This is a genomic window from Achromobacter animicus (genome assembly GCF_902859585.1).
In the GTDB taxonomy this organism is placed as follows: domain Bacteria; phylum Pseudomonadota; class Gammaproteobacteria; order Burkholderiales; family Burkholderiaceae_B; genus Achromobacter; species Achromobacter animicus.
Window position 1 is genome coordinate 250,407 of record NZ_CADIJM010000001.1, and the last position, 21,993, is coordinate 272,399.

A 21,993-nucleotide genomic window follows, 5' to 3' on the forward strand; every position below is an offset into this window, starting at 1 on the left:
CGGTTTCTCCGCCCGGCTCGGCATCCCGTCAGTTTCCAGCGCGCCCCTCCATGCGGCGCGCGACGCGCGACAGCGCCAGGCTGGCGGCCAGATACAACAGCGCCACCGCCAGATACACCTCGACGTGATAAGGCCGCCAATCGGTGCCCGCGACCACCGCCTTGGCCGCGCCCAGCACGTCGAACACGCCGATGATGCTGACCAGCGACGTGTCCTTGACCGCGCCGACAAAGACGCCCAGCGCGGCTGGCGCGGCGATGCGACGGGCCTGCGGCCAGATCACGCAGGCATAGGCCAGCGCGGGCCGCATGCCCAAGGCGCGTGCGGCCATCATCTGGCCGGGCGGAATAGCCTGCAACGCGCCGCGCAGCACTTCGGCCAGCACACACGCGGTATGCAGGGTCAGCGCCGCCAGCGCCATGCTGAACTTCGAGACACCGCCGCCAAGCAACATGGGCAGCACAAAGGATGCGAACAGCAGCTGGGTCACCAGCGGCACGCCGCGCACCGCTTCGATCAGACCGGCTGCGGCCAATGAACCGGCGGGGCTGCCGGACCGGCGAAGCAGGGCCAGCGCGAAAGCCAGGGGCACGGCCGCCACCAGCGCGGCGATCGCCAGGATCAACGTGACTAGCAGTCCTCCCCAGCGTTGCGGCCCGATGAAATCGCCGCCCCACGGCCAGCCGGTCAGCGCGGCCACGGCAATGGCAGACAGCGCGGTCAACAAGACGATACGCATGCGCGCCGGTACGCGACGCGCGCCCAGAGCGACAGCGATGGCGGCCAGAAGGGCCAGGCACGCGATCAGCGCGGGCCCCCGGTGCACGTCGGACATGGTGCCGTAGAACAACAACGGCAGGTTCTCGCGCACGGCGGCCCAGCAGGCGCCGGCCGCATTTGCGCAGGTCATCGGGTCGCCTGACCACACGGCTCGAAGTACCGCCCAATCGAGCAGTGACCAGGCCACGGCGGCCAGCAGCAAAGACAGAATGGCCGACATCGCTTTGCGCCGAAGGGTCCTGGCCTTACGAACAGCGCCATCCCGGAATGCGCGGTCACCCAGGCGCGCGCCGTGCGTGTCGCCGGGGCCGTGCCGCGTATTGCGCGCGTTCCACGCGGAGAGCCCGCCGCCCAGGCAGAGCGCCAGCGTCAGGTAAATGCTTACGGCAAGCGCAATGCCTTCCAGCGCCAGCCCGGTTTGCGTGATGGCCGTGTTGATGACGGCCATCAGCTCCTGGTAGCCGATTGCGATGGCGAGCGTGCTGTTCTTGATGAGCGCCAGGCATTGGTTGGCGTAGGGCGGCAATGCGACGCGCGTGGCGTAGGGCGCGATCACCAGCCGCAGCACCTTGATGGGCGTGAGGCCCAAAGCCTGGCCGGCTTCGACCAGGCCCACGGGAACAGCACGGATCGCGCCGCGCACGATGTCGGCGATGTAGGCGGCGTGAAAGACGACGAGACCGAGGGTCAACGCGGCAAATTCGATGCTGGGTTGCCAGCCGCCTTGCAAACCGAGGCCGCGCTTGATGGGCAGGTCGATCTGCATGGGGGGCAATAGCGCCCACGTGATCGTGGCGGCGGCCAGTAATGCAGCCAATATTGCGGCCAGTGCGGCGGCAGACGAAGCGGGCAACTCGGTGTTGCGCCAACGGCGGCGGGCGTACCAGGCCACCGCTAGCGCAGCCACTGCCACGCCCGCATAAGGCAGCCAGCCATGCAAGGCGGGCAAGGCCAACCCGCGATTGGACAGCAGCACGGAAGGCAGCGGCGACCAGGCTTGACGCAGATCCGGCAGCCGCAGCAGCAAGCCATACCAGACGAAAAGCTGCAACAGCACCGGCGTGTTGCGCAGCGGTGCGATGACCAGGGCGGCAGCGCGGGCCGCCAGCGGGTTGGACGACAACCCCAGAAATCCCAGCCCCACGCCCAGGACAGTGGCCAGCGGTATTGCCACGAAGGCGACGGTCAGCGTATTGACCAGTCCCGCGGCCAGGGACATCCAGTAAGGATCTTCCGGCGTGACGTTGAGCAGGCTCTCAGAGATGCGGAAGCCCGCCGGCTGAAAGAGAAAGCCGAACCCGCCCTGTATACCTCGGGCGGCCTGCACCGATTCGATGTGCAGCACCAGAAGGGCCGCCATGCCGCCCACTCCCAGGATCCACGCCAGCGCAGGCAGCCAGCGGCGCCACGGGGCAGTCAACGGGAAAGGAAGCGAGGTGGCAGTCATGGCGGGCCGTGCGGCATCAATCAAAAAAGAAGAAGGGCGGAACCGGTGGCCCGTCCGTGAATCATCGAGAAATGCGCATCAGGCGATGCGTATCAAACGATCTGCATCGAGCGATCTGCATCGAGCGATCTGCACTAAGCGATCTGCACCGAGCGATTCGCACGAAGCGATTCGCACCAAGCGATTCGCACCAAGCGATTCCCACCAAGCGCAACGCATCACTGAAACGGCGGCGAATACAGCAAACCGCCCTTATTCCATTGCGCGTTCAAGCCGCGTTCCAGCTTGAGCGGCGTGGCGGCGCCCAGGTTGCGGTCCCACACCTCGCCGTAGTTGCCCACGGCCTTGATGGCCTGCCTGGCCCACGTTTCGTCCAGGCCGAAGCTCTTGCCGATGCCGGGATCCACGCCAAGCAGGCGGCGCACCTGGGCGTCGGTGCTCTGCGTCTGGCTGTCGGCATTCTGGGCGGTGATGCCCAACTCTTCCGCAGCGACCAGCGCGTTGACCGTCCAGCGCACGATGGCGGCCCAGTTCGGGTCGTCCTGGCGTACGAAGGGGCCGAGCGGCGACTTGTTGATGCGCTCGGGCAGGATGACGAAGTCGTCGGGCTTGCTGGCGCGCGCGGCGCGGCTGGCGGCGAGGGTGGACGCATCCGACAGATATACGTCGCAGCGGCCGGCGTAAAAGGCCTGCTCCAGTTCGACCAGGTTTTCGATGACGACCGGGCGATAGCTGAGCTTGTTCTTCTTGAAATAGTCGACCAGGTTCTGTTCATTCACCGTGCCGGGCTGCACGCAGACCTGCGCGCCTTCCAGTTCGGTGGCGCTCTTGACGGCCAGCTTGCGCGGCACCAGGAAGCCTTGGCCGTCGTAGAACACGATGCCGGCCGACGCGATGCCCAGCCCGGCGTCGCGGCCCGACGTGATGGTGGTGTTGCGGTTCAGCACATCGATCTCGCCGGACTGCAACGCTGGGAATCGCTGCTGCGAGCTCAGCGGCACGAAGCGGGTCTTTTCCGGATCGCCCAGCACGGCGGCGGCCAGCGCGCGGCACAGGTCGGCGTCAAGGCCGGTCCAGCGGCCTTGCTTGTCGGCAATCGACAACCCTGCCGACCCCTGGCTGACACCGCACACCAGTTCACCGCGCTTCTTGATGGTGTCCACCGTGCCGGCCTGCGATGCGCCGGCAAGCGCCATCGCGGCGGCAATGCCCGCGGCCTTGAATAGATGATTCAAACGCATGCTGTTCCCATGATTGTTGTGTGCAAGAGAGGCACGAATTCTATGGGCGCGTAGTGGTTTGCCGAGCGACTTAATACTCATATCAATATGAAAACTAAGCCTTATCCAGATGCGCGTCATATACCTAGAATGCCTGCATGCCAGATGGTCTGGCGGAGCAGGTTGCGCATGGCTTGGCAGGACGAATTCAGACAGCTGTTTCCCATCACGCGCGATAAGGCTTACGCCAACATCGCGTACACCAGCCCCTTGTCGCCGCATGTGTCATCTGCGGTGGCGGGCTTTTTCGACAGCATCACGCATGCGCGCAGCGACAAGCCGCAATGGCTGCGCGATGCCGACGCCCTGCGCGTGCGGCTGGCCCGTTTGATCGGCGGCGACGCGCGCCGGCTGGCGTTCACCAAGAACACCACCGAAGGGTTGAACACGGTCGCGCAGGGGCTGGCCTGGAAGGAGGGTGACAACCTCATCGTCGATGATCAGGAACATCCCTCGAACGCCTTGCCGTGGCTCAATCTGCGCCGGCGTGGCGTACAGGTGCGCGTGGCGCAGGCGCGCGCGCATCGCTTCACGATCGATGACCTCTGGCAACACGTGGATGCGCGCACGCGATTGATCGCCGTGTCCTGGGTGCAGTACGGCACGGGGCTGCGCACCGACATCCAGGAGCTGGGGCGGCGCTGCGCGGAACGCGGCATCTGGCTTGTCGTCGACGGCATCCAGGGCGCGGGCTTGCTGCGCGCCCAGGTGGATGACTGGCACGTCGACGCCTTTGCGTGCGGCGCGCACAAGGGCATGCTGGGCCCGCTTGGCGTGGGGCTGCTGCACGTGTCGCCGCGGCTGCTCAATGCGCTTGACCCGTTCTACATCGGTCCGTCTGGCGTGACCACGCTGGACAAGTCCGGCCTGCAATGGCAGACCGCGGTGGCAGACGCCAGCGACGCGCGGCGGCTGGAGACCGGCAACCTGAACTATCCCGGCATCGCCGGCTGGGCGGGCGCGCTGGATCTGATCGAACAGGCGCGGCCCGAGCGCATCGAGCCCTGGGTGCTGGAACTGTCGCAGGCGCTGAGCGATGGACTGCGCAGCTTGGGCGCGCAAGTCGTGTCGCCGCCGGGCGATGACGTTCGCAGCACCACCACGGCGCTGCGCGTGGCGGATCCTGCGGCGGCGCTGGCGCATTTGAAGCAGGCCGGTGTCGTGGCAAGCGTCGTGGAGTATGGTTACGTGCGCCTGTCCGTGGGCGCCTATAACAACCATGAAGACATCGAACGCATTCTGCGCGCCGCGCGCGCATTTGCGGCCTGATCTGAATTTTCAATCACGTATTGACCGGAGAGACTGATGACTGAAGCGAAGAAGCCCAACTGGCGCCTGGAAACCGTGGCCGTTCATGGCGGCTACCGCCCCGATCCGACCACACGCGCGGTGGCGGTGCCCATCTACCAGACCGTGGCCTATGCGTTCGATGACACGCAGCACGGCGCGGACCTCTTCGATCTGAAGGTCGCGGGCAACATCTACACCCGCATCATGAATCCGACCACCGACGTCCTGGAGCAGCGCGTGGCGGCCCTGGAAGGCGGCATCGCCGCGTTGGCGCTGGCGTCGGGCCAGGCCGCCGTCACGTACGCGATCCTCACCATCGCCGAAGCGGGCGACAACATCATTTCGTCCAGCACGCTGTACGGCGGCACCTACAACCTGTTCGCGCACACGCTGCCGCAATACGGCATCACCACGCGTTTCGCCGACCCGTCCGATCTGGCCGCCTTCGAGGCGCAGATCGACGACCGCACCAAGGCCATCTTCGCGGAATCGGTCGGCAATCCACTGGGCAACATCACCGACATCGGCGCGTTGGCCGAGATCGCGCATCGCCACGGCCTGCCGCTGATCGTCGACAACACCGTGCCGTCGCCGTACCTGCTGCGTCCCATCGAGCACGGCGCCGACATCGTGGTGCAGTCGCTGACCAAGTATCTGGGCGGACACGGCACCAGCCTGGGCGGCGCCATCATCGACTCGGGCAAGTTCCCGTGGGCCGAGCACAAGGCCCGCTTCAAGCGCCTGAACGAGCCGGACGTCAGCTACCACGGCGTGGTCTATACCGAAGCCTTCGGTCCCGCCGCGTATATCGGCCGTGCGCGCGTGGTGCCGCTGCGCAACACCGGCGCGGCGATCTCGCCGTTCAATTCGTTCCAGATCCTGCAAGGCATCGAGACGCTGGCGCTGCGCGTGGACCGCATCGTGGAAAACGCAGTCAAGATCGCCAGCTACCTGCGCGAGCACCCGAAGGTGGAATGGGTGAATTACGCGGGCCTGCCGAATCATCCGGACCATGCGCTGGCCAAGAAGTACCTGGGCGGCAAGGTGCCGGGACTCTTTACGTTCGGCGTGAAGGGCGGCCGCGACGCGGGCGCGCGCTTCCAGGACGCGCTGCAGCTCTTCACGCGTCTCGTCAACATCGGCGACTCCAAGTCGTTGGCAACGCACCCGGCATCCACCACGCACCGCCAATTGAACGCCGAGGAACTGAAGAAGGCCGGCGTGCGCGAGGAAACCGTGCGCCTGTCCATCGGCATCGAGCACATCGACGACCTGATCGCCGATCTGGAACAGGCGCTGGCACAGGTGTAAGCGCGTGGGCCGACGGCCGCACCGGCTTGGAAACCGATCAGACCGATGCGGGCAGGCGCCGTCGCAAGGCGGACGGCGCCATGCCTTCCGTGCGCTGGAACACCCGGCTGAAGGCGGCCTGGGACTGGTAACCCACGCGTTCGGCGGCCTCCTGGATGCCCATGCCCTGATCCAGCAGCCGCCGCGCCACGCGCATGCGCAGCAACTGCAATAGCTGCGCGGGCGTGGTGCCGCTTTGCAGCGTGAAGCGGCGGTGGAAGGTGGCCTTGGACATGTGGACGCGGTCCGCCATGTCCTGCATGCTCCAGGGCGCGGCGGGCTCGGCCAGTATCGCCTGCAGCAGTCCGGCCATTGCCGGATCGCGCCCCAGCACGAAAAGGCCGTGCGCCTGGCGGTCCTGAATCGCCAGGTGGCGCAGCATGAAGAAGATCAGCAGGTCCGTCAGCCGCTCCAGTACGACGGGCGAGGCGGATGGCTCCCTTGCGGTTTCGTCCAGGATCAGGTCGAACACACCGCGTGCGGCGCGAAAGCGGTCGTCGTCCGCGCGCAGCAGCAGATAGTCGGGCAGGGTGTCGGCCAGCAAATCGGCGAGCCCCGGGCGAAACTGGAAAAACCCGCAGGCAAGGCCCGTGCCGTCAGGCTGACGCGGCGATAGCGGTTGCATCGGGCCGCACACGGCGCCGATGCTGGCGGACTGCTGCAGGGGCGTCAACACATGGGCGATGTCTCGCAGGAAGAAGATGCCGTCGCCCGCCGCCAATGTGTGCGATTCCTGGCGCGATGCAATGTCCGCGCGGCAACGGCCGTGCAGGATCAGGTGAAAACTGGCGCGGGCGCGCCCGCTGGTGCTGGCGGTCCAGTTGCCGCAGTATTGGCCCAGATGATAAAGACTGGATTGCACCTCCAGGCTGGAGAGCAGCACGGCGTCCACGGCGGCTTGATCGGTGAGGGCGGAATCGAGGGTCAAGGTGGCGTTCGGTTATAAGCGCATAGCTGAAAGTCGATAAGATCTAGCATCAAGTTGCGATCCTCGTGCATTGTCGCTTGCGGGGCGCTGCACGCAAAATGGTGTTTTCAATCGATAGCCCAATGGAGATCTTCATGGCCCGTCTGACCGTGCACACCGCGCAAAGCGCGCCCGAACCCACCCAGGCGGCGTTGGCCGCAGCCGAGAAGGGCGCCGGGTATCTGTCCAACCTGCTGGGCGTGCTGGCCAGCGCGCCCGCCGCGCTCGAGGCCTACCAGACGCTGTCGCAGATCAACGCGCGCGCCGGCCTGACGCTGCAGGAGCGCGAGGTCGTGCAACTGGTTGCCGGCACGCTGCACGGCTGCACCTTCTGCGTGGCGGGCCACACCGCGCTGGCGCGCAACAAGGCCAAGCTGTCTCCCGAAGTCGTGGACGCGCTGCGCGCGCAGGGCACGCTGCCTGACGCGCGCTTGCAGGCGCTGGCGGCATTTACGCAAGCGGTGATCCGCACGCGCGGCCGCGTCGACGATGCGGAACTCAAGGCCTTGCGCGATGCGGGCTTCACCGAGGGCAATGCGCTCGAGGTGATTCTGGGCGTGGGCCTGGCCACGATCTGCAACTTTGCCAACAACCTGGCGCAGACCCCCTTGAACGAACAACTTAGCGAATACGCCTGGAGCGGCGCGCAATGACGGCGCGGACCGCGACCCGGCATCCTGACGCGACCGACCTGGCCGGCGGCGCGATCCTGCCGCAGGACCTGCAAGATTGGCTTACGCAACATGCCGAGGCGCTGGACGACGGCAGCCTTGACGCCGCCACGGTGCTGCCGCGGCTGGCGTCGGCGGGGCTGTTCCGCATCGGCGTGCCCGAGGCGCAGGGCGGCCTGGCCGGCACCGATATCGGCGATGCGATCGAGGCGGTGTCGCAGGTGGCTGAACGCTCGGTCGCCAGCGCGTTCGTCGCGTGGGGCCAGCGCGTCTTCATCGAGTATCTGCTGACCAGCCCCAATGCGGCGCTGGCCGAGCGCTGGCTCGCGCCGTTGCTTGCCGGCGAACTGGCGGGCGCCACCGCGCTGTCCAACGCCATGAAGTTCCTGAGCGGCATCGAGTCGCTGCAGATCGCGGCACGCGATGTCGACGGACAGTGGACGCTGGACGGCCGCATGCCCTGGGTGACGAATCTGCGGCCGCAGGGCTTTCTCGTCGCGGCGGCCGTCACTGCGCCCGACGGCACGCCCGCGGTTGTCGCGCTGCCGCACGATATTGCCGGACTGGAACGCAGTGCGGACCTGTCGCTGCTGGCGCTGCAGTCCAGCAACACTGCTGCGCTGGATGTGAGCGGCGTGCGCATCGGTCCTGAATGGCTGATCCACGCCGACGCGCGGCAGTATCTGCCGGGCGCGCGTCCGGCGTTCGCCGGCCTGCAATGCGGCCTGTCAATTGGCCTGGCCCGCCGGGCCTTGCAGGCGGCCGGGCAAGCGGGGCAGGGCCAGGCGTCGCGCGGCATCCTGGGCAAACCGTTGCAGGCGCTGTCCGCGCAACTCGACGAATTGACGGCCAGCCTCATCGCAGGCGTGCGCAGTCAGCGTTTTGTAGCCGAACCGTGGGCTTTGTTCGAAATCCGCATTGCGCTTGCAGAAGTGGCGAACGCGGCGGTGCAGCTTGAACTGCAAGCCAGCGGCGGCGCGGCCTACCTGAAGCCTGGTGGCGCCGGCTTTGCGCGGCGCTGGCGCGAGGCGGCGTTCCTGCCCATCGTCACGCCGAGCCTGGTGCAGTTGAAGACCGAACTGGCCAAGCGCCAGGCCCGGCTCGCCGCGCAGGCCGCCTCATGACGGTGGCACCGCTGCCGGTGTTGCAGGCCCGGGGCCTGGCGCTGCGCTACCCCGGCGCGGACGGCGCCGTCTTTGACGGCGTCGACCTGGATCTGGCGCGCGGCGAAGTGGTCGCGGTGCTGGGCGCCAGCGGTGCGGGCAAATCCAGTCTGCTGCGCGTCCTGGCCGGCCTGCAGCCCGCCACCGCCGGGACGCTGCTGATGGAAGGCGCGCCGCTCACCGGCGTGCACCCGCGCGTGGCGGTGGCGTTTCAGGATCCGAGCCTGTTGCCCTGGCTGTCGCTGGAACGCAATGTTTCCTTCGGGCTGGACTTCAAGCATCAGCCGGCGCTGACGGATGCGCAGCGCCGCGCCCGCGTGGCGCAGGCCATCGACGAAGTGGGACTGGCCCATGCGCGGCATCTGCGTCCGGCGCAATTGTCGGGCGGCATGGCGCAGCGCACGGCGCTGGCGCGATGCCTGGCGCGCCAGCCGTCGGTGCTGCTGCTGGACGAACCCTTTGGCGCGTTGGACGAGGTCACGCGTGGCGACATGCAGGAACTGCTGCGCAAGGTGGTCGCCGACTTCCAGACGGCGGCCGTCCTGATCACGCATGACATCGATGAAGCGCTGCTGCTGGCCGACCGCATCGTGCTGCTGGGCGGCACGCCAGGGCGCATCCTGGGCGTGTGGCAGGTGGATCTGCCCCAGCCGCGCGCCGATCTGCTGCCGGAAATGGGCGCGCTGCGCCTGGAGATCCTTACCCGCCTGCGCGCCGCGCTGCGGACCTCGCGCGGCGCTGCCGTGCCTGCCTGACCCACCTCGCTAGGAGCTTTCTGATGTGCCTTGAACACATGTCGCGTCGCGACTGGTTGAAACTCTCGGCCCTGCTGACCGCCGGCGGCGCCGCATCTTTGCTGTCGGCCTTCAATGCCCGTGCGCAGTCCGAGCCGGACGCGCCCGTGCGCATCGGCTATCTGCCCATCACCGACGCCGCGCCGCTGCTTGTGGCGCACAACAATGGCTTGTTCGACAAGGCGGGCGTCAAGGCCGAAAAGCCCGTGCTGCTGCGCAGTTGGGCGCAGGTGATAGAAGCCTTCATCTCGGGCCAGGTGAACGTGGTGCATCTGCTGTCGCCGATGACGGTGTGGGCGCGCTTTGGCAGCAAGGTGCCCGCAAAGGTGGTGGCCTGGAATCACGTTGGCGGCTCCGGCCTGACCGTCGCGCCCACCGTCAACAGCGTGAAGGAACTGGGCGGCAAGACGGTGGCAATCCCGTTCTGGTATTCCATCCACAACGTCATGCTGCAGTACCTGCTGCGCGAAAACGGGCTGACGCCGGTGGCGCGCAAGGACGGCGCGCCGGCCGCCAACGAAGTGAACCTGGTCGTCATGGCGCCCGCGGACATGCCGCCCGCTTTGGCGCAGCAGCGCATTGCGGGCTACATCGTGGCCGAGCCGTTCAACGCGGCGGCTGAAACCCTGGGCGTGGGCAGGGTGCTGCGCTTCACCGGCGACATCTGGCGCAACCATGCTTGCTGCGTCGTCTTCATGCACGAGCGGGACCTGACGCAGCGGCCGGAATGGTCGCAGAAGGTGGTGGATGCCATCGTGCAGGCGCAGCTCTGGATCCGCGACAACCGGGCCGAGACGGCGCGGCTGCTCTCCAAAGAGGGCATCAACCGCTACACCCCGCACACGCTGCCGGCGTTGTCCAAGGTGCTGGCGCCGCCGCCCGAGGACCGCGAGCAGTACCTGGCCAGCGGCGCGATCCGGCATGCCGATTGGGACGAACGCCGCATCGACTTCCAGCCGTATCCGTTTCCCAGCTACACCGAGGAACTGGTGCGGCGGCTGCGCGACACGCTGATCGAGGCGGACCGCGGATTCCTGGCCGACCTGGATCCGGCGCGCGCGGCGGCCGAACTGGTGGACGATCGCTATGTCCGGCGGGCAATCAAATCGGCCGGTGGCCTGACGCGTTTCGGCTTTCCCGACGCGTACAGCCGGACCGAGCTGGTGCAGGCGTGACGGGGCGCGAGTCCGTGGCGCCGGCGCCGCCCGACGTGCAGCGGCAGGCGGCGGTGCCTTCCCGACGCACAAGGGCGGCTGGCCTGGGACTGGGCGCGCGCTACGCGCTCGGCCTGGGCGGGTTGGGGCTGCTGCTGGCGTTGTGGTGGCTGGGCACGGAAGTCCTGGCGCCGGCGGGCGGCATGGCCCGGCGCTTTGCGCCCGGACCCACCTTCGTCAGCCTGGGCGAATTGCTGTCCGGCTCGGACCTGCCGCACCACATCCTGGTCAGCCTGCGGCGCATCGCGGTGGGCTTGGGGCTGGCCTTGGCGATCGGCGTGCCGCTGGGCCTGGCGATCGGCAGCTGGCGCCGGCTGGAGGCGGCCGCATCGCCCGCCATGCAATTCCTGCGCATGATCTCGCCGCTGTCGTGGATGCCGATCGCGGTCATGGTGTTTGGCGTCGGGGACGATCCCGTCTACTTCCTGCTGGCCTTCGCGGCTGTCTGGCCGATCGTGCTGAACACGGCTGCCGGTGTGCAGCAGCTTGATCCGCGCTGGCTGCAATTGGCGCAGAGCGTGGCAGCGACCCGCTGGGAGACGCTGCGCAGCGTCATCCTGCCCGGCGTGATGGGCCACATCCTGACCGGCGTGCGGTTGGCGATCGGCATCCTGTGGATCGTGCTGGTCCCGTGCGAAATGCTGGGCGTGTCGGCCGGCATGGGGTATTTCATCCTGGACACGCGCGACCGGCTGGCGTACTCGGAACTGATGGCGATGGTGCTGATGATCGGCGTGCTGGGGTTCCTGCTGGATGCCGGCGCCCGGGCGTTGTACCGCTACTGGCGCGGCCAGTAGCGACCCGGGGTGGCTACCCCTTTGCCACCCGCTACTTGCGCGCGCTTTTGCCGTTTGCCGCGCACACCAGGTCCCGCAGCCGCCGCTGCACCGGGTCGCGGGTGACGGGCGCGTTGCGGATGCCCGCCACCGGGATGGACTCCACGATCGCCCCGGTGGCGTCGTTGCCCGCGTGGTGCAGAACCTGGGTGACGGTATAGGTGTCGGCGGCGCAGTTCAGCGTCACCGGCTGGGTCACCGAGCCGTAGGATTGGCCATTGGCCTCGGAGATGCGCGGCTGCGCGTAGAACCAGGCCACCGTCACGGCGCGTACCGTTGGGCTTTCGGACACGGTGCGGATGGAATTGCTGTCGTAGAACACGCCCGGCATCGTCTGCGGGTCGACCGGCACCCAGGCCGGATCGTTGGCGGCGGCGCCATGCGCCATCGGGCCGCCGCTCGCCCCGACAAACAGGGCCAGGGCGAGAAGGGCAGAAGGGGGCCTTGCGGTCATGGGCGATTCCGTGGTGTCGGGGCAGGGGCGCGCGTCCGGTAAGACGTGAGCATGCGTTACGCCAGTATAGAGAACCGGGCGCAACGCGCTATAGTTCCGTCCGTTCGATAAATGTGGCTGGCGGCGTGGGGGGCTGGCATTATGCCCGGCATGCCTGGACCCAAGACCATCAGACTCGTGGCCGCTGGCCTGGCGGTCATCACCGCCGCCGTGCTGGCGCGCGGCATCTACCAGATCATCCCGATGGGCGATCCGCTGCCGCGCAGCGAGGTCGTGGGTGAACTCAATGGCCCGGCGCTGGCGTCTTACTCGCGCGTTGCCATCCAGCGTTACGGCGAACGCCAATTGCTGACCGGCCAGCTTCTGGTCACCGCCAAGGACATTGACGGCCTGGCACAGGCGCCCGTGCTGGACACGCAGATCCCGGCGCTGAAAGACAGGCTGCAAAAGCAACGGATCCAGCTCGCGCAGACCGGCGCCATCACCGCCATGGCGCATGGCCACGGCGATCTGGCCCTGACCATGCTGCAGACCGGCCGGTCCACCACCGATGCGCGCAACCTGATCTACGGAGGACGGGGCACTGGCGTCTTCGAGCTGCTGGGCTCCATCAGCGGCGATACCGGCGTAACGTTGATCGGTGCGCCCGGCGGCGAGCCGCTGTATCTGATCACCAGCACCCTGCGCAGTCCGGGCGAAGGCGACCAGCCCGCGGCCTGGGATGCGCTGCGTTCCGACGACCTGGGCGTCACGTGGACCTACGATCCGGACGTGACGCTGGGCGTGCCGCAGTTGCACACGGCCTTTCTCACCGACCGGCTGGCGATTGCCCTGGAAAACCACGAGACCGGCGTGCGCCTGCTGCATAGCTGCGACGGCGCCAAGCACTGGTCGGCGACGCGACTGAAAGAGCAGGTGTGGCCGGATTCGGCCGCGTTCGAGCGCAAGTTCGCCGAGATAGCGGAGCGGGATCGCAAGGCGTACGGCACGGAGCAATTGGGCTATGGCTGGTCGCTCTACCCGCTGGACGACACGCGCGCGGTGGGCTGGAGCTGGCGCACCCGCGTGCGGCCGGAAGGCCAGGACGCGCCCGAATTGATCGAGACGCGCCGCTTCGAAGTGCAATTCCAGGAAGGCGCGTCGCCCGCGTTCCGCATTACGCCGGACGTTGCCCGGGTGCCGGCTCAGGACGCCCATGCGCTGCTGACGCGCGATCAGCCCGTCTTCGAAACCGAAGGCGACACCATCTACCAACTGGACAAGACCGGCATGGCCTGGGTGAAGCGATCACGCTCGCCGAACGTGCGCGGCGCGGCGTCGTGGATCGGGCAGGCGTGGTTCGGGCGCAATGCGTGGGTCATCAAGACCTACGCCGAACAGCTGTTCTCGGGCAACGAATACACGAAGACCTACTTCTACAGCCGCGACAAGGGCAGGTCCTGGCGGCCATTCCAGTTGTCCCACGAGCAGGAGCGCGGGCTGCTGGGCCTGGACCAGACCGGCGACGCCTTGCTGTCGCTTGCGGAACGCAACGGCAAGACCGTCATTCAGCGGTATCCGCTGGATTGAGTCCGCGATAGCGGCACGCCACCGCGTTCGCCAGCAGGCGTCCGCTAATCGGCCGTCGATTCATCCGTCAGCCGCAGCGCGCCCTCGGCTAATCGGTCACCACATATTCCGGATAACGCTTGCAGATTTCAGCTACCTGGCTGAGCGTGCCCGACAGGTGCTCGCGCAGCACCTGTTGCGCCCTGGCAGGATCCTGCGCGGCGATGGCGTCCACCAGCCGCTGATGATCGTCCAGGATGCGTTCCGCCTTGCCGGCTTCCGGCAGATGCAACCGCCGCAGCCGATCCAGGTGGCCGCTGTAGCGCTGCGCCATTTCCCACAGGCTGGCCACGCCGGCGGCTTCGTGCATGTCGCGGTGAAACGCCTGGTCGGCGTTGATGAATTGCTGGTATTCGCCGGTGGCGTGGGCGGCGCGCTGCAGGTCGATGGAGGCCTGCAGGCGCTGGAGCAGCATCGGGTCGGGCCGCTGCGCCAGCAGATGGACGATTTCCAGTTCCAGCGAGCGGCGCAGGAAATGCGCCTGCCGGGCGGCCGCGATGTCGACGCGGCTGACGACCGTGGTGTGCTGCGGGTAGATTTCGACCAGAGCTTCCTCGGCCAGCCGCATGAGCGCATCGCGGATGGGCGTCTGGCTCAGACCGTAGCATTCGGCCAGGGTGACGCGCGATAGCGGTGCGCCAGGTACGAGTTCGAGCGAAATGATCTGCCGCCGCAGGTGTTCGAAAACCTGTGGGGCCGCGTGGCGGGACCGATCCAGTCTGAGCTTCTGGCTTTGCATCGAGTAAACATGTCGAGGTTCCGCGCAGGAATGGGCGGATGGCGAATGCCGCAGTGTAGCGGGTTTTCACCTAGCTGACGCACTAATGTATTAGTGTTTAAATGCTTTGACTCTTACTCCGCATCCCTCGTATCCCCATGAAACGCACCTACGAAAGCTTGCGCAGCGCTGCCTGGATGGCCAAGGACGATCTGCGCTCCTTCGGCCACCGTTCCCGCATGATGCAGATGGGCTACGGCCCCGACGATTGGGCCGGTCGCCCCGTCATTGCCATCATCAACACCTGGTCCGACCTGAATCCCTGTCACAGCCATTTCAAGCAGCGCGTCGAAGACGTGAAGCGCGGTGTGTTCCAGGCGGGCGGTTTTCCGGTGGAGCTGCCCGCGATCTCCGTGTCGGAATCTTTCGTCAAACCGACCACCATGCTGTACCGCAACTTCCTGGCCATGGAGACCGAGGAGCTGTTGCGCAGCCACCCTGTGGACGGGGCCGTTTTGATGGGCGGCTGCGACAAGACCACGCCCGGGCTCATCATGGGCGCCATCAGCGCCGGCCTGCCGTGCGTCTACGTGCCCGCCGGCCCCATGCTGCGCGGCAACTGGAAGGGCAAGATCCTGGGTTCCGGGTCGGACGCCTGGAAGCTCTGGGACGAACGCCGCGCTGGCAAGATCACGCAGGAACAGTGGACGGAAGTGGAGGGCGGCATCGCCCGCAGCTACGGCACCTGCATGACGATGGGCACCGCCAGCACCATGACCGCCATCGCCGAGGCCATTGGCATGACGCTGCCCGGCGCCTCATCCATCCCTGCTGCGGATGTGAACCACATGCGCATGTCGGCCGAGTGCGGCCGGCGTGTGGTCGAGATGGTCTGGGACGACCTGACGCCGCAGCGCATCCTGAGCGTGGCGTCGTTCAAGAACGCCATCAACGTCGCCATGGCGATGGGCTGTTCCACCAACGCCATCATCCACCTGGTCGCCATGTCGCGCCGGGCGGGCTGCGCCGTGGGCCTGGACGATTTCGACGCGGCCAGCCGCAAGGTGCCCGTCATTGCCAACATCCGGCCCAGCGGCGACACCTACCTGATGGAAGACTTCTACTACGCGGGCGGCCTGCCGGCGCTGATGTCGCGGTTGCAGGATGCCCACCTGGACCTGTCTGCCATGACGGTTACCGGCAAGTCGCTGGGCGAGAACATCGCGGGGGCCGAGGTCTACAACGACGACGTGATCCGCAAGCTGGACGAGGCGATCTACGACGAAGGTGCGTTGGCCGTACTGCGCGGCAACATCGCGCCCGACGGCTGCGTGATCAAGCCCAGCGCGTGCGCTCCGCAATACCTGCGGCACACCGGCCCCGCGCTGGTCTTTGACGACTATCCCAGCATGAAGGCCGCCGTCGAGGACGAGAACCTGGACGTCACCGCCGACCACATCATGATCTTGCGCAATGCCGGTCCGCAGGGCGGTCCCGGCATGCCGGAGTGGGGCATGCTGCCGATCCCGACCAAGCTGGTCAAGCAGGGCGTGCGTGACATGCTCCGCCTGTCGGATGCCCGCATGAGCGGCACCAGCTACGGCGCCTGCATCCTGCACGTCGCGCCCGAAAGCTACATCGGCGGCCCGCTGGCGCTGGTCAAGACCGGCGACACGATCACCGTGGACGTGCCCGCCCGCACCATCAACCTGAACATCAGCGACGAGGAAATGGCCGCGCGCCGCGCCGCCTGGACGCCGCCGCCCAAGCGCTACGAGCGTGGTTACGGCTGGATGTATTCCAAGCACATCCTGCAGGCCAACGACGGCTGCGACCTGGACTTCCTGGAAACGGAATTCGGCGCGCCCGTGCCCGAGCCCGCCATCTTCTGAATCCGCCATTTTTAGATCCCCGATCCAATACCCGGAGCCATCGTGTCCCAAATCAATCCCGAAACCCGCGCCCGGCTGGCCGGCGTCAGCACCGCCACCCTGTGCACGGCCCTGTTCAAACGCGGCCTGCGCAACCAGTTCATCCAGGACGTGCGCCCGTTGAACGCCAACCTGCCCAACATGGTCGGCCCGGCCTTCACGCTGCGGTACATCCCCGCGCGCGAAGACCTGAACACGATCAAGGTGTTCGAAGACCGCGCGCATCCGCAGCGCGCCGCGGTCGAGACCTGCCCGGAAGGCGCGGTCTTCGTCATCGACAGCCGCAAGGATGCGCGCGCCGCGTCCGCAGGCTCCATTCTGGTCACCCGCCTGATGAAGCGTGGCGTGGCGGGCGTGGTCACCGACGGGGGCTTTCGCGATTCACCCGAAATTGCCGAGATGGGCTTTCCCGCCTATCACCAGCGTCCGTCCGCACCCACCAACCTGACGTTGCATCAGGCGCTGGACATCAATGCGCCCATCGGCTGCGGCGACGTGGCCGTGTGGCCGGGCGACATCGTCGTGGGCGACCGGGAAGGCGTGGTGGTGATTCCGGCGCACCTGGCTGACGAGATCGCCCTGGAAGCCGTCGAGATGACCGCCTTCGAGGATTTCGTGACCAGCCAGGTGCAAGGCGGCGCGTCCATCCTGGGCCTGTACCCGCCGACCGATCCGGGCACGAAGGACAAATTCGCCGCCTGGCGCAAAGAACAGGGCCGCTGAGCCTTGCCGCCGGCACGACCGGCACCCCACACATACCTATAAAACAAGGCAGGAGACAACTCATGAACACGCAACGACGTGGCGCGCTTGCCGCGCTTCTGGCCGGCGCGGTCTTCGGGACGCTGGCGTTGCCCGCCAGCGCCGCCGACTGGCCCACGCAAAAGCCGATTTCCTATGTGGTGCCGTTCACCGTGGGCGGTTCGACCGACGTGGTGGGCCGGGTGCTGGCCCAGAAGTTGGGCGACCGCCTGAAACAGAACGTCGTCGTGGAAAACAAGCCGGGCGCCGCCGGCGGGATCGGCGCCACCTACGTCGCCAAGGCGCCGCCCGATGGCTACACCTTGTTCGGTGGCACGATCAGCACCCATGCCATCAACGCCAGCCTGTACAAGAACCTGAAGTACGACCCGGTTAAAGACTTCGAGCCGGTGTCGCTGATCGCCTTCCTGCCCAACGTGCTGCTGGTGGATCCGAATCTGGGCGTGAACTCGGTGGCCGACCTGATCGCGCTGCTCAAGCGCGACCCCACCAAGCGCACGTTCGCGTCCTCGGGGGCCGGAACCTCGACGCACCTGGCCGGTGAGCTGTTCGCCGGCATGATCGGCGTGCCGCTCACCCACGTGCCGTACAAGGGCACGCCGCCCGCCATGGTGGATGTCTCGTCCGGCGCGGTGACGTTCATGTTCGACCAGATGACGGCGGCGCTGCCGCTGCTGCAGACCGGCAAGCTCAAGCTGCTGGCCGTCACCACCAAGGACCGCATCGCCCTCGCGCCCGAGGTCCCGACCATGCAGGAAGCAGGTGTGCCGGGCTTCCAGATGGCGTCCTGGCAGGCGGTGTACGCGCCCAAGGGCACGCCCAAGCCCATTCTGGACAAGCTGGCCGCCGAGATCGCCCTGATCCTGAAAGAACCCGACGTGCAGGAAAAGCTGGGCAAGACCATGGGCATGGAACTGGTCGGCAGCACGCCGGATGAGCTTCGGGAGCTGATGGCGACCGAGATTCCGCGCTGGGCGGAAGTGGTGAAGAAGTCGGGGGCGTCGGTCGAGTAACACGCCGTTTGCCGAAGGCGCGTCGGGGTTCTGGCGCGCGCCTTCGGCGCCTGGTTCATGTGTCACCCGCGTGGGATATGCAGCTAGTGCGCGCGGGGCCGCGCAGCGCTAAGCTTATGAGTCGACGGTGTTCAAGGAGTAGCACCATGACCGACTTCGACAAGGCATTCATCGGTTCGATTCCGAAGCTTTACGACTCCCTGATGGTCCCCATGATCTTCGCGCCCTATGCGGCGGGCATGGCGGAGCGGGTAGCAGGGTTTTCGCCGCGCGCGGTGCTGGAAACGGCGGCGGGCAGCGGTGCGGTTACACGGGCGCTGGCGCCGCGGCTGGGCGCCGGGACGCGCTATGTGGCCTCCGACCTCAATCAGCCCATGCTCGATTACGCAGCCGCCCGCCAGGCAGACGGCGGCCGTATCGAATGGCGGCAGGCGGATGCCATGCACCTGCCGTTCGAGGACGAAACCTTTGACGTCGTGTGCTGCCAGTTTGGCGCGATGTTTTTTCCTGACCGAATAGGCGCCTATGCCGAGGCGCGCCGGGTCCTGCAGCCGGGCGGGCGCTTTGTCTTCAGCGTGTGGGACAGCGTTCAAGAGAATGAATTTGCTGCCGTTGTCGCACAGGCGGTCGCCGAGATGTTTCCGGAGAACCCACCGGTCTTTATCGCGCGCACGCCTCATGGTTACTACGACAAGGCGCGAATCAGGGATGACCTGCGGCGGGCGGGCTTTGAAGACGTTCAGATCGAGACGCACGAGGAAGTCAGCCGTGCGCAATCCGCCCAGGAAGCGGCAACCGCCTACTGTCAGGGCACACCCCTGCGCAACGAAATCGAAGCGCGCGACGCGAGTCTGCTGATGCCCACCACGGAGCGAGCGGCGCAGGCTCTGGCCGACCGCTACGGCGCCGGTCCGATCACAGGCAAGATCCAGGCGCATGTGGTCACCGCAACAAAATAGGGCAGTCCAAACCCTATTTGTCCGGGGGGCGTGCGTGTTTCACCATGTTCACGATGATCCGGAACAACTCGTCCCGCGCGGCTTGCTGCGTGATCTCGCCTGCGACCGCCGCCTGCGAGAGCGCGTCGGCCGCGCCCAGCATGCCCCACAGACTGGCCAAGGCAACGCCTGGGGAGCCGGCGAACGGCGCCAGGATGTCCTGGCATTTCCTGATGAACGCGTGCTGATATTGCGTCTTTACCGCGGCCAGTTCCGGTGAGCCATTCAACGCAGCCAGCACGCCCGGGATTTCACGCCCCTGCGCCGACACGCATTCCACGTACCGGGTGGCGATGACGTCTGCCTTGTCTTGCAGCGTGGGTTTGCTGGCGGCGATGGCGTCGTCGATGATCGCCGTCTGGCGTTGGTCGAAATCCTGATACAGCGCCGCCAGCAGCCCGTTGCGGGTGCCGAAGTGGTCATAGACGACCGGCTTGGATACGCCGGCCTGTTCAGCCAGCCGGCCCAGCGTCAGCGCGTCCGTGCCTTCATCGCGGATCAGCGCCCAGGACACGTCGATGAGCTGGCGTTGCCGCGCGTCCTTGGACAAGCGGCGGCGGGGAGAGGGGGCGGATAGGGACGTCATCAAGGGTCTCTTCGAGGTCAAACTCACAACTGCGGGGCAAAGATCCGCTGGCCGATGGCCTGCGCGGCGGTCAGGTGCGCTTCGGGGTATCCGGCGTCGGACGCGACCAGCAGATCGGATGTTGCCACGCGCGCGCCGCAGTAGCCGAAGATGCCGTGATCAATTTGCGTCTTCATGGCGCCGAAATAGCCATGCCGGGCATAGGTGCGCATATCGGCGCCGCCGCTGGCGACCAGATGCACCTGCAGCCGCTGCAGGCGTTTGACGACCTTGCCGTCGGGAGGGGCGTCGTAGGCCCAGCCATTGGTGAAGACGCGGTCGATCCATCCCTTCATCAAGGCGGGAAACGACCACCAATGAACGGGGTACACCAGCACCAGCGCATCGGCGCGGTCCAGGCGCGCGTGTTCGGCGGTCACGTCCGCGGGCGGGTTGGAACGGGTCAGGTGCAGGTCCACGTCGGCCTGGGTGAAGCGCGGGTCGAAGCCTTCGGCGGCCAGATCCGCCACCTCGAAAGAATGCGGCGGCTCCGACTGCGGGCCTGCCTGCGCAACCCCTTGCGCGACATGTTGGGCGATGGCGTGCGTCAGGGACGCCGGGTCGGGATGAGCAACAACGATGAGCGCATGCATGGCGAATTCCTTTGATCGGAAGATTTAACCTACTAAACGTAGTCTACAAATCGTAGCCTACGTTTAGTAGGTAACGCCAGAAGAATCTTCCGCTCCCATAGGTGTCGTCGAACCCAGCCATGCACCGCCCACGGATCTATACGGTTATCGTGTCGCCAGATCAGTCCCCCACGGAGGAAGCATGACCTCACGAACGGCATTGTTCGACCTGCGCTCGGAGCAGGGCGTGTTGCGGATATCCATCGCGGTCACACTGTGCATCGCCGCCATCGGCATCGGCTTTGGCGTGGCCTCGGGATCGTTTTCCATCGTCTTCGATGGTGTCTATTCGCTGGTCGACGCCAGCATGAGCGCGCTGTCGCTGGTCGTCGTGCGGCTGATCACCTCTTACGCCACGTCCCGGCAACTGCCGCGCAAGCTGCGAGAGCGCTTCACGATGGGGTTCTGGCATCTGGAACCCATGGTGCTGGCCCTGAACGGCATATTGCTCAGCGGCGTGGCGATCTACGCCCTCATCAACGCAATCAGCAGTCTGCTGAAAGGCGGGCGCAATCTGGAGTTTGGCCTGGCGCTCATCTACGCCGTGCTTACGCTGACCGCCTGCGTGGCAATCGCGCTGGCCGAGGCGCGCGCGAACCGGCGGATCCGGTCGGCATTCCTGCACATGGACCTGAAGGGCTGGATCATGTCGGCCAGCATCACGGCCGCGCTGCTGGTGGCGTTCTGCATCGGGTTTGGCGTACAGGGCACCCGCTGGGAATGGATTTCGCCCTACATCGACCCGGCCGTGCTGGCCGTGGTGTGCGCGGTGATCATCCCCTTGCCGCTGTCGGTCATCCGCCAGGCGTTGTCCGAGATGCTGCTGGTCACGCCGGCAGACCTGAAACAGCACGTGGACTCGGTGGCGCAGGCCTTCGTGCAGCGCCATGGCTTCGCGTCGTACCGCGCGTACGTGGCAAAGGTCGGCCGGTCGCAGGAAATCGAGCTGTATTTCATCGTGCCGGCCGACACGCCGGCGCGCGGCATCGAAGCGTGGGACAGCCTGCGTGATGAGATCGGGGAGGCGCTTGGCGCGGACAGCCCGGATCGCTGGCTGACGGTGGTCTTTACGGGTGACCCGGAGTGGGCGGAATAGCGTCAGCGGCCGTGTGTGGTTTCAAAGACACGCCGCCATCAGGAACACCGGCAGCGTTTCCCAGACGACGGCCACGGCCGACAGCGCGCACAGCGCGGCACAAAGCCAGGCATGAAATGGCGGCGCACGCTGCGCCCGCACTCGCGCATGCTGGCGCCACGCGGCCAGCGCCATTCCGGCCAGTGCGGCCACGCTACCGGCCACGATGATCCACGACGACACCGGCAGTCCAAGCCACAGGCCGGTCAGCGCCGAACGCGCGCAGGCCAGCGCGTTGACGATGTAGATGAACAGAAAGTGCACCAGCCAGATCAGCGGGCCGGCGATGAGGTACAGCAGTTCTACCGAGAAGCGCGTCTGCATG

The 21,993-nt window shown here is 66.7% G+C and carries 21 protein-coding genes; 13 read left to right on the forward strand and 8 right to left on the reverse strand.

Features of this window, described 5'->3' with window-relative positions; all coding sequences use genetic code 11:
• Positions 1-28: 28 nt before the first annotated feature.
• Positions 29-2,227, reverse strand: coding sequence for an ABC transporter permease subunit (locus tag HV681_RS01095; RefSeq protein WP_175121308.1), 2,199 nt, complete (start codon positions 2,225-2,227; stop codon positions 29-31).
• A gap of 218 nt (positions 2,228-2,445) precedes the next feature.
• Positions 2,446-3,468: an amino acid ABC transporter substrate-binding protein gene (locus HV681_RS01100; RefSeq protein ID WP_175121309.1), complete on the reverse strand. Its 1,023-nt coding sequence runs from the start codon at positions 3,466-3,468 to the stop codon at positions 2,446-2,448.
• A 168-nt stretch (positions 3,469-3,636) separates the two neighbouring features.
• Here HV681_RS01100 and HV681_RS01105 point away from each other — a divergent pair, with 168 nt between their 5' ends.
• Together HV681_RS01105 and HV681_RS01110 are read left to right on the forward strand one after the other, a co-directional pair.
• A complete protein-coding gene (locus HV681_RS01105) occupies positions 3,637-4,776 on the forward strand; it encodes an aminotransferase class V-fold PLP-dependent enzyme (protein WP_175121310.1) in 1,140 nt (379 codons plus the stop codon).
• 36 nt (positions 4,777-4,812) lie between these two features.
• Positions 4,813-6,108, forward strand: a complete 1,296-nt coding sequence (locus tag HV681_RS01110; RefSeq protein ID WP_175121311.1) for an O-acetylhomoserine aminocarboxypropyltransferase/cysteine synthase family protein — start codon at positions 4,813-4,815, stop codon at positions 6,106-6,108.
• Between the two features lie 37 nt (positions 6,109-6,145).
• On the opposite strand, the gene HV681_RS01115 is transcribed toward HV681_RS01110, so the two are convergent.
• Entirely contained in the window at positions 6,146-7,075 is a 930-nt protein-coding gene (locus HV681_RS01115) for an AraC family transcriptional regulator (protein ID WP_175121312.1), read from the reverse strand.
• A 134-nt stretch (positions 7,076-7,209) separates the two neighbouring features.
• Between HV681_RS01115 and HV681_RS01120 the strand changes: the two genes are divergently transcribed.
• The 5 genes from HV681_RS01120 to HV681_RS01140 are packed head-to-tail and all read left to right on the forward strand — an operon-like array spanning position 7,210 to position 11,753.
• Positions 7,210-7,767, forward strand: coding sequence for a carboxymuconolactone decarboxylase family protein (locus HV681_RS01120; RefSeq protein ID WP_175121313.1), 558 nt, complete (start codon positions 7,210-7,212; stop codon positions 7,765-7,767).
• Positions 7,764-8,909, forward strand: a complete 1,146-nt coding sequence (locus HV681_RS01125; RefSeq protein ID WP_175121314.1) for an acyl-CoA dehydrogenase family protein — start codon at positions 7,764-7,766, stop codon at positions 8,907-8,909. The genes HV681_RS01120 and HV681_RS01125 overlap by 4 nt, the downstream gene beginning before the upstream one ends.
• On the forward strand, positions 8,906-9,703 hold the full coding sequence (locus HV681_RS01130; RefSeq protein WP_175121315.1) for an ABC transporter ATP-binding protein: 798 nt from the start codon (positions 8,906-8,908) through the stop codon (positions 9,701-9,703). The genes HV681_RS01125 and HV681_RS01130 overlap by 4 nt, the downstream gene beginning before the upstream one ends.
• Before the next feature lie 23 nt (positions 9,704-9,726).
• Positions 9,727-10,917 (forward strand): ABC transporter substrate-binding protein, encoded by a 1,191-nt coding sequence (locus HV681_RS01135; RefSeq protein ID WP_175121316.1) that lies wholly within the window; start codon positions 9,727-9,729, stop codon positions 10,915-10,917.
• A complete protein-coding gene (locus HV681_RS01140) occupies positions 10,914-11,753 on the forward strand; it encodes an ABC transporter permease (RefSeq protein WP_414631309.1) in 840 nt (279 codons plus the stop codon). The genes HV681_RS01135 and HV681_RS01140 overlap by 4 nt, the downstream gene beginning before the upstream one ends.
• 31 nt (positions 11,754-11,784) lie before the next feature.
• Here the strand turns inward: HV681_RS01140 and HV681_RS01145 are convergent, their stop codons facing one another.
• A complete protein-coding gene (locus HV681_RS01145; RefSeq protein ID WP_175121317.1) occupies positions 11,785-12,246 on the reverse strand; it encodes a surface-adhesin E family protein in 462 nt (153 codons plus the stop codon).
• Positions 12,247-12,396: 150 nt separating this feature from the next.
• Between HV681_RS01145 and HV681_RS01150 the strand changes: the two genes are divergently transcribed.
• Positions 12,397-13,815, forward strand: coding sequence for a hypothetical protein (locus HV681_RS01150; protein ID WP_175121318.1), 1,419 nt, complete (start codon positions 12,397-12,399; stop codon positions 13,813-13,815).
• 88 nt (positions 13,816-13,903) lie between these two features.
• Here the strand turns inward: HV681_RS01150 and HV681_RS01155 are convergent, their stop codons facing one another.
• Positions 13,904-14,593 (reverse strand): GntR family transcriptional regulator, encoded by a 690-nt coding sequence (locus HV681_RS01155; RefSeq protein ID WP_175121319.1) that lies wholly within the window; start codon positions 14,591-14,593, stop codon positions 13,904-13,906.
• A gap of 137 nt (positions 14,594-14,730) precedes the next feature.
• Between HV681_RS01155 and araD the strand changes: the two genes are divergently transcribed.
• From araD to HV681_RS01175, 4 genes are all read left to right on the forward strand, one after another.
• Positions 14,731-16,464, forward strand: a complete 1,734-nt coding sequence (gene araD, locus HV681_RS01160) for an L-arabinonate dehydratase (RefSeq protein ID WP_175121320.1) — start codon at positions 14,731-14,733, stop codon at positions 16,462-16,464.
• A 51-nt stretch (positions 16,465-16,515) separates the two neighbouring features.
• Positions 16,516-17,226 (forward strand): ribonuclease activity regulator RraA, encoded by a 711-nt coding sequence (locus HV681_RS01165; protein ID WP_056561707.1) that lies wholly within the window; start codon positions 16,516-16,518, stop codon positions 17,224-17,226.
• 62 nt (positions 17,227-17,288) lie between these two features.
• Complete coding sequence (locus HV681_RS01170; RefSeq protein ID WP_105239161.1) at positions 17,289-18,278, forward strand: Bug family tripartite tricarboxylate transporter substrate binding protein; 990 nt, start codon at positions 17,289-17,291, stop codon at positions 18,276-18,278.
• A gap of 146 nt (positions 18,279-18,424) precedes the next feature.
• Positions 18,425-19,237: a class I SAM-dependent methyltransferase gene (locus tag HV681_RS01175; protein WP_175121321.1), complete on the forward strand. Its 813-nt coding sequence runs from the start codon at positions 18,425-18,427 to the stop codon at positions 19,235-19,237.
• A gap of 13 nt (positions 19,238-19,250) precedes the next feature.
• On the opposite strand, the gene HV681_RS01180 is transcribed toward HV681_RS01175, so the two are convergent.
• A complete protein-coding gene (locus HV681_RS01180) occupies positions 19,251-19,862 on the reverse strand; it encodes a TetR/AcrR family transcriptional regulator (protein WP_175121322.1) in 612 nt (203 codons plus the stop codon).
• 23 nt (positions 19,863-19,885) lie between these two features.
• A complete protein-coding gene (locus HV681_RS01185; protein ID WP_175121323.1) occupies positions 19,886-20,494 on the reverse strand; it encodes an NAD(P)H-dependent oxidoreductase in 609 nt (202 codons plus the stop codon).
• A 181-nt stretch (positions 20,495-20,675) separates the two neighbouring features.
• On the opposite strand from HV681_RS01185, the gene HV681_RS01190 reads away from it, so the two are divergent.
• A complete protein-coding gene (locus tag HV681_RS01190) occupies positions 20,676-21,629 on the forward strand; it encodes a cation diffusion facilitator family transporter (RefSeq protein WP_175121324.1) in 954 nt (317 codons plus the stop codon).
• A 21-nt stretch (positions 21,630-21,650) separates the two neighbouring features.
• Here HV681_RS01190 and HV681_RS01195 read toward each other — a convergent pair whose 3' ends face one another.
• A complete protein-coding gene (locus tag HV681_RS01195; RefSeq protein WP_175121325.1) occupies positions 21,651-21,992 on the reverse strand; it encodes a hypothetical protein in 342 nt (113 codons plus the stop codon).
• Position 21,993: the final 1 nt, after the last annotated feature.

Coding starts and splice junctions, on each gene's coding strand:
- HV681_RS01095 (WP_175121308.1), bottom strand. CDS start 2,227: ATGACTGCCACCTCGCTTCCTTTCCCGTTGACTGCCCCGTGGCGCCGC.
- HV681_RS01100 (WP_175121309.1), bottom strand. CDS start 3,468: ATGCGTTTGAATCATCTATTCAAGGCCGCGGGCATTGCCGCCGCGATG.
- HV681_RS01105 (WP_175121310.1), top strand. CDS start 3,637: ATGGCTTGGCAGGACGAATTCAGACAGCTGTTTCCCATCACGCGCGAT.
- HV681_RS01110 (WP_175121311.1), top strand. CDS start 4,813: ATGACTGAAGCGAAGAAGCCCAACTGGCGCCTGGAAACCGTGGCCGTT.
- HV681_RS01120 (WP_175121313.1), top strand. CDS start 7,210: ATGGCCCGTCTGACCGTGCACACCGCGCAAAGCGCGCCCGAACCCACC.
- HV681_RS01125 (WP_175121314.1), top strand. CDS start 7,764: ATGACGGCGCGGACCGCGACCCGGCATCCTGACGCGACCGACCTGGCC.
- HV681_RS01130 (WP_175121315.1), top strand. CDS start 8,906: ATGACGGTGGCACCGCTGCCGGTGTTGCAGGCCCGGGGCCTGGCGCTG.
- HV681_RS01135 (WP_175121316.1), top strand. CDS start 9,727: ATGTGCCTTGAACACATGTCGCGTCGCGACTGGTTGAAACTCTCGGCC.
- HV681_RS01145 (WP_175121317.1), bottom strand. CDS start 12,246: ATGACCGCAAGGCCCCCTTCTGCCCTTCTCGCCCTGGCCCTGTTTGTC.
- HV681_RS01150 (WP_175121318.1), top strand. CDS start 12,397: ATGCCTGGACCCAAGACCATCAGACTCGTGGCCGCTGGCCTGGCGGTC.
- HV681_RS01155 (WP_175121319.1), bottom strand. CDS start 14,593: ATGCAAAGCCAGAAGCTCAGACTGGATCGGTCCCGCCACGCGGCCCCA.
- araD (WP_175121320.1), top strand. CDS start 14,731: ATGAAACGCACCTACGAAAGCTTGCGCAGCGCTGCCTGGATGGCCAAG.
- HV681_RS01170 (WP_105239161.1), top strand. CDS start 17,289: ATGAACACGCAACGACGTGGCGCGCTTGCCGCGCTTCTGGCCGGCGCG.
- HV681_RS01175 (WP_175121321.1), top strand. CDS start 18,425: ATGACCGACTTCGACAAGGCATTCATCGGTTCGATTCCGAAGCTTTAC.
- HV681_RS01180 (WP_175121322.1), bottom strand. CDS start 19,862: ATGACGTCCCTATCCGCCCCCTCTCCCCGCCGCCGCTTGTCCAAGGAC.
- HV681_RS01185 (WP_175121323.1), bottom strand. CDS start 20,494: ATGCATGCGCTCATCGTTGTTGCTCATCCCGACCCGGCGTCCCTGACG.
- HV681_RS01190 (WP_175121324.1), top strand. CDS start 20,676: ATGACCTCACGAACGGCATTGTTCGACCTGCGCTCGGAGCAGGGCGTG.
- HV681_RS01195 (WP_175121325.1), bottom strand. CDS start 21,992: ATGCAGACGCGCTTCTCGGTAGAACTGCTGTACCTCATCGCCGGCCCG.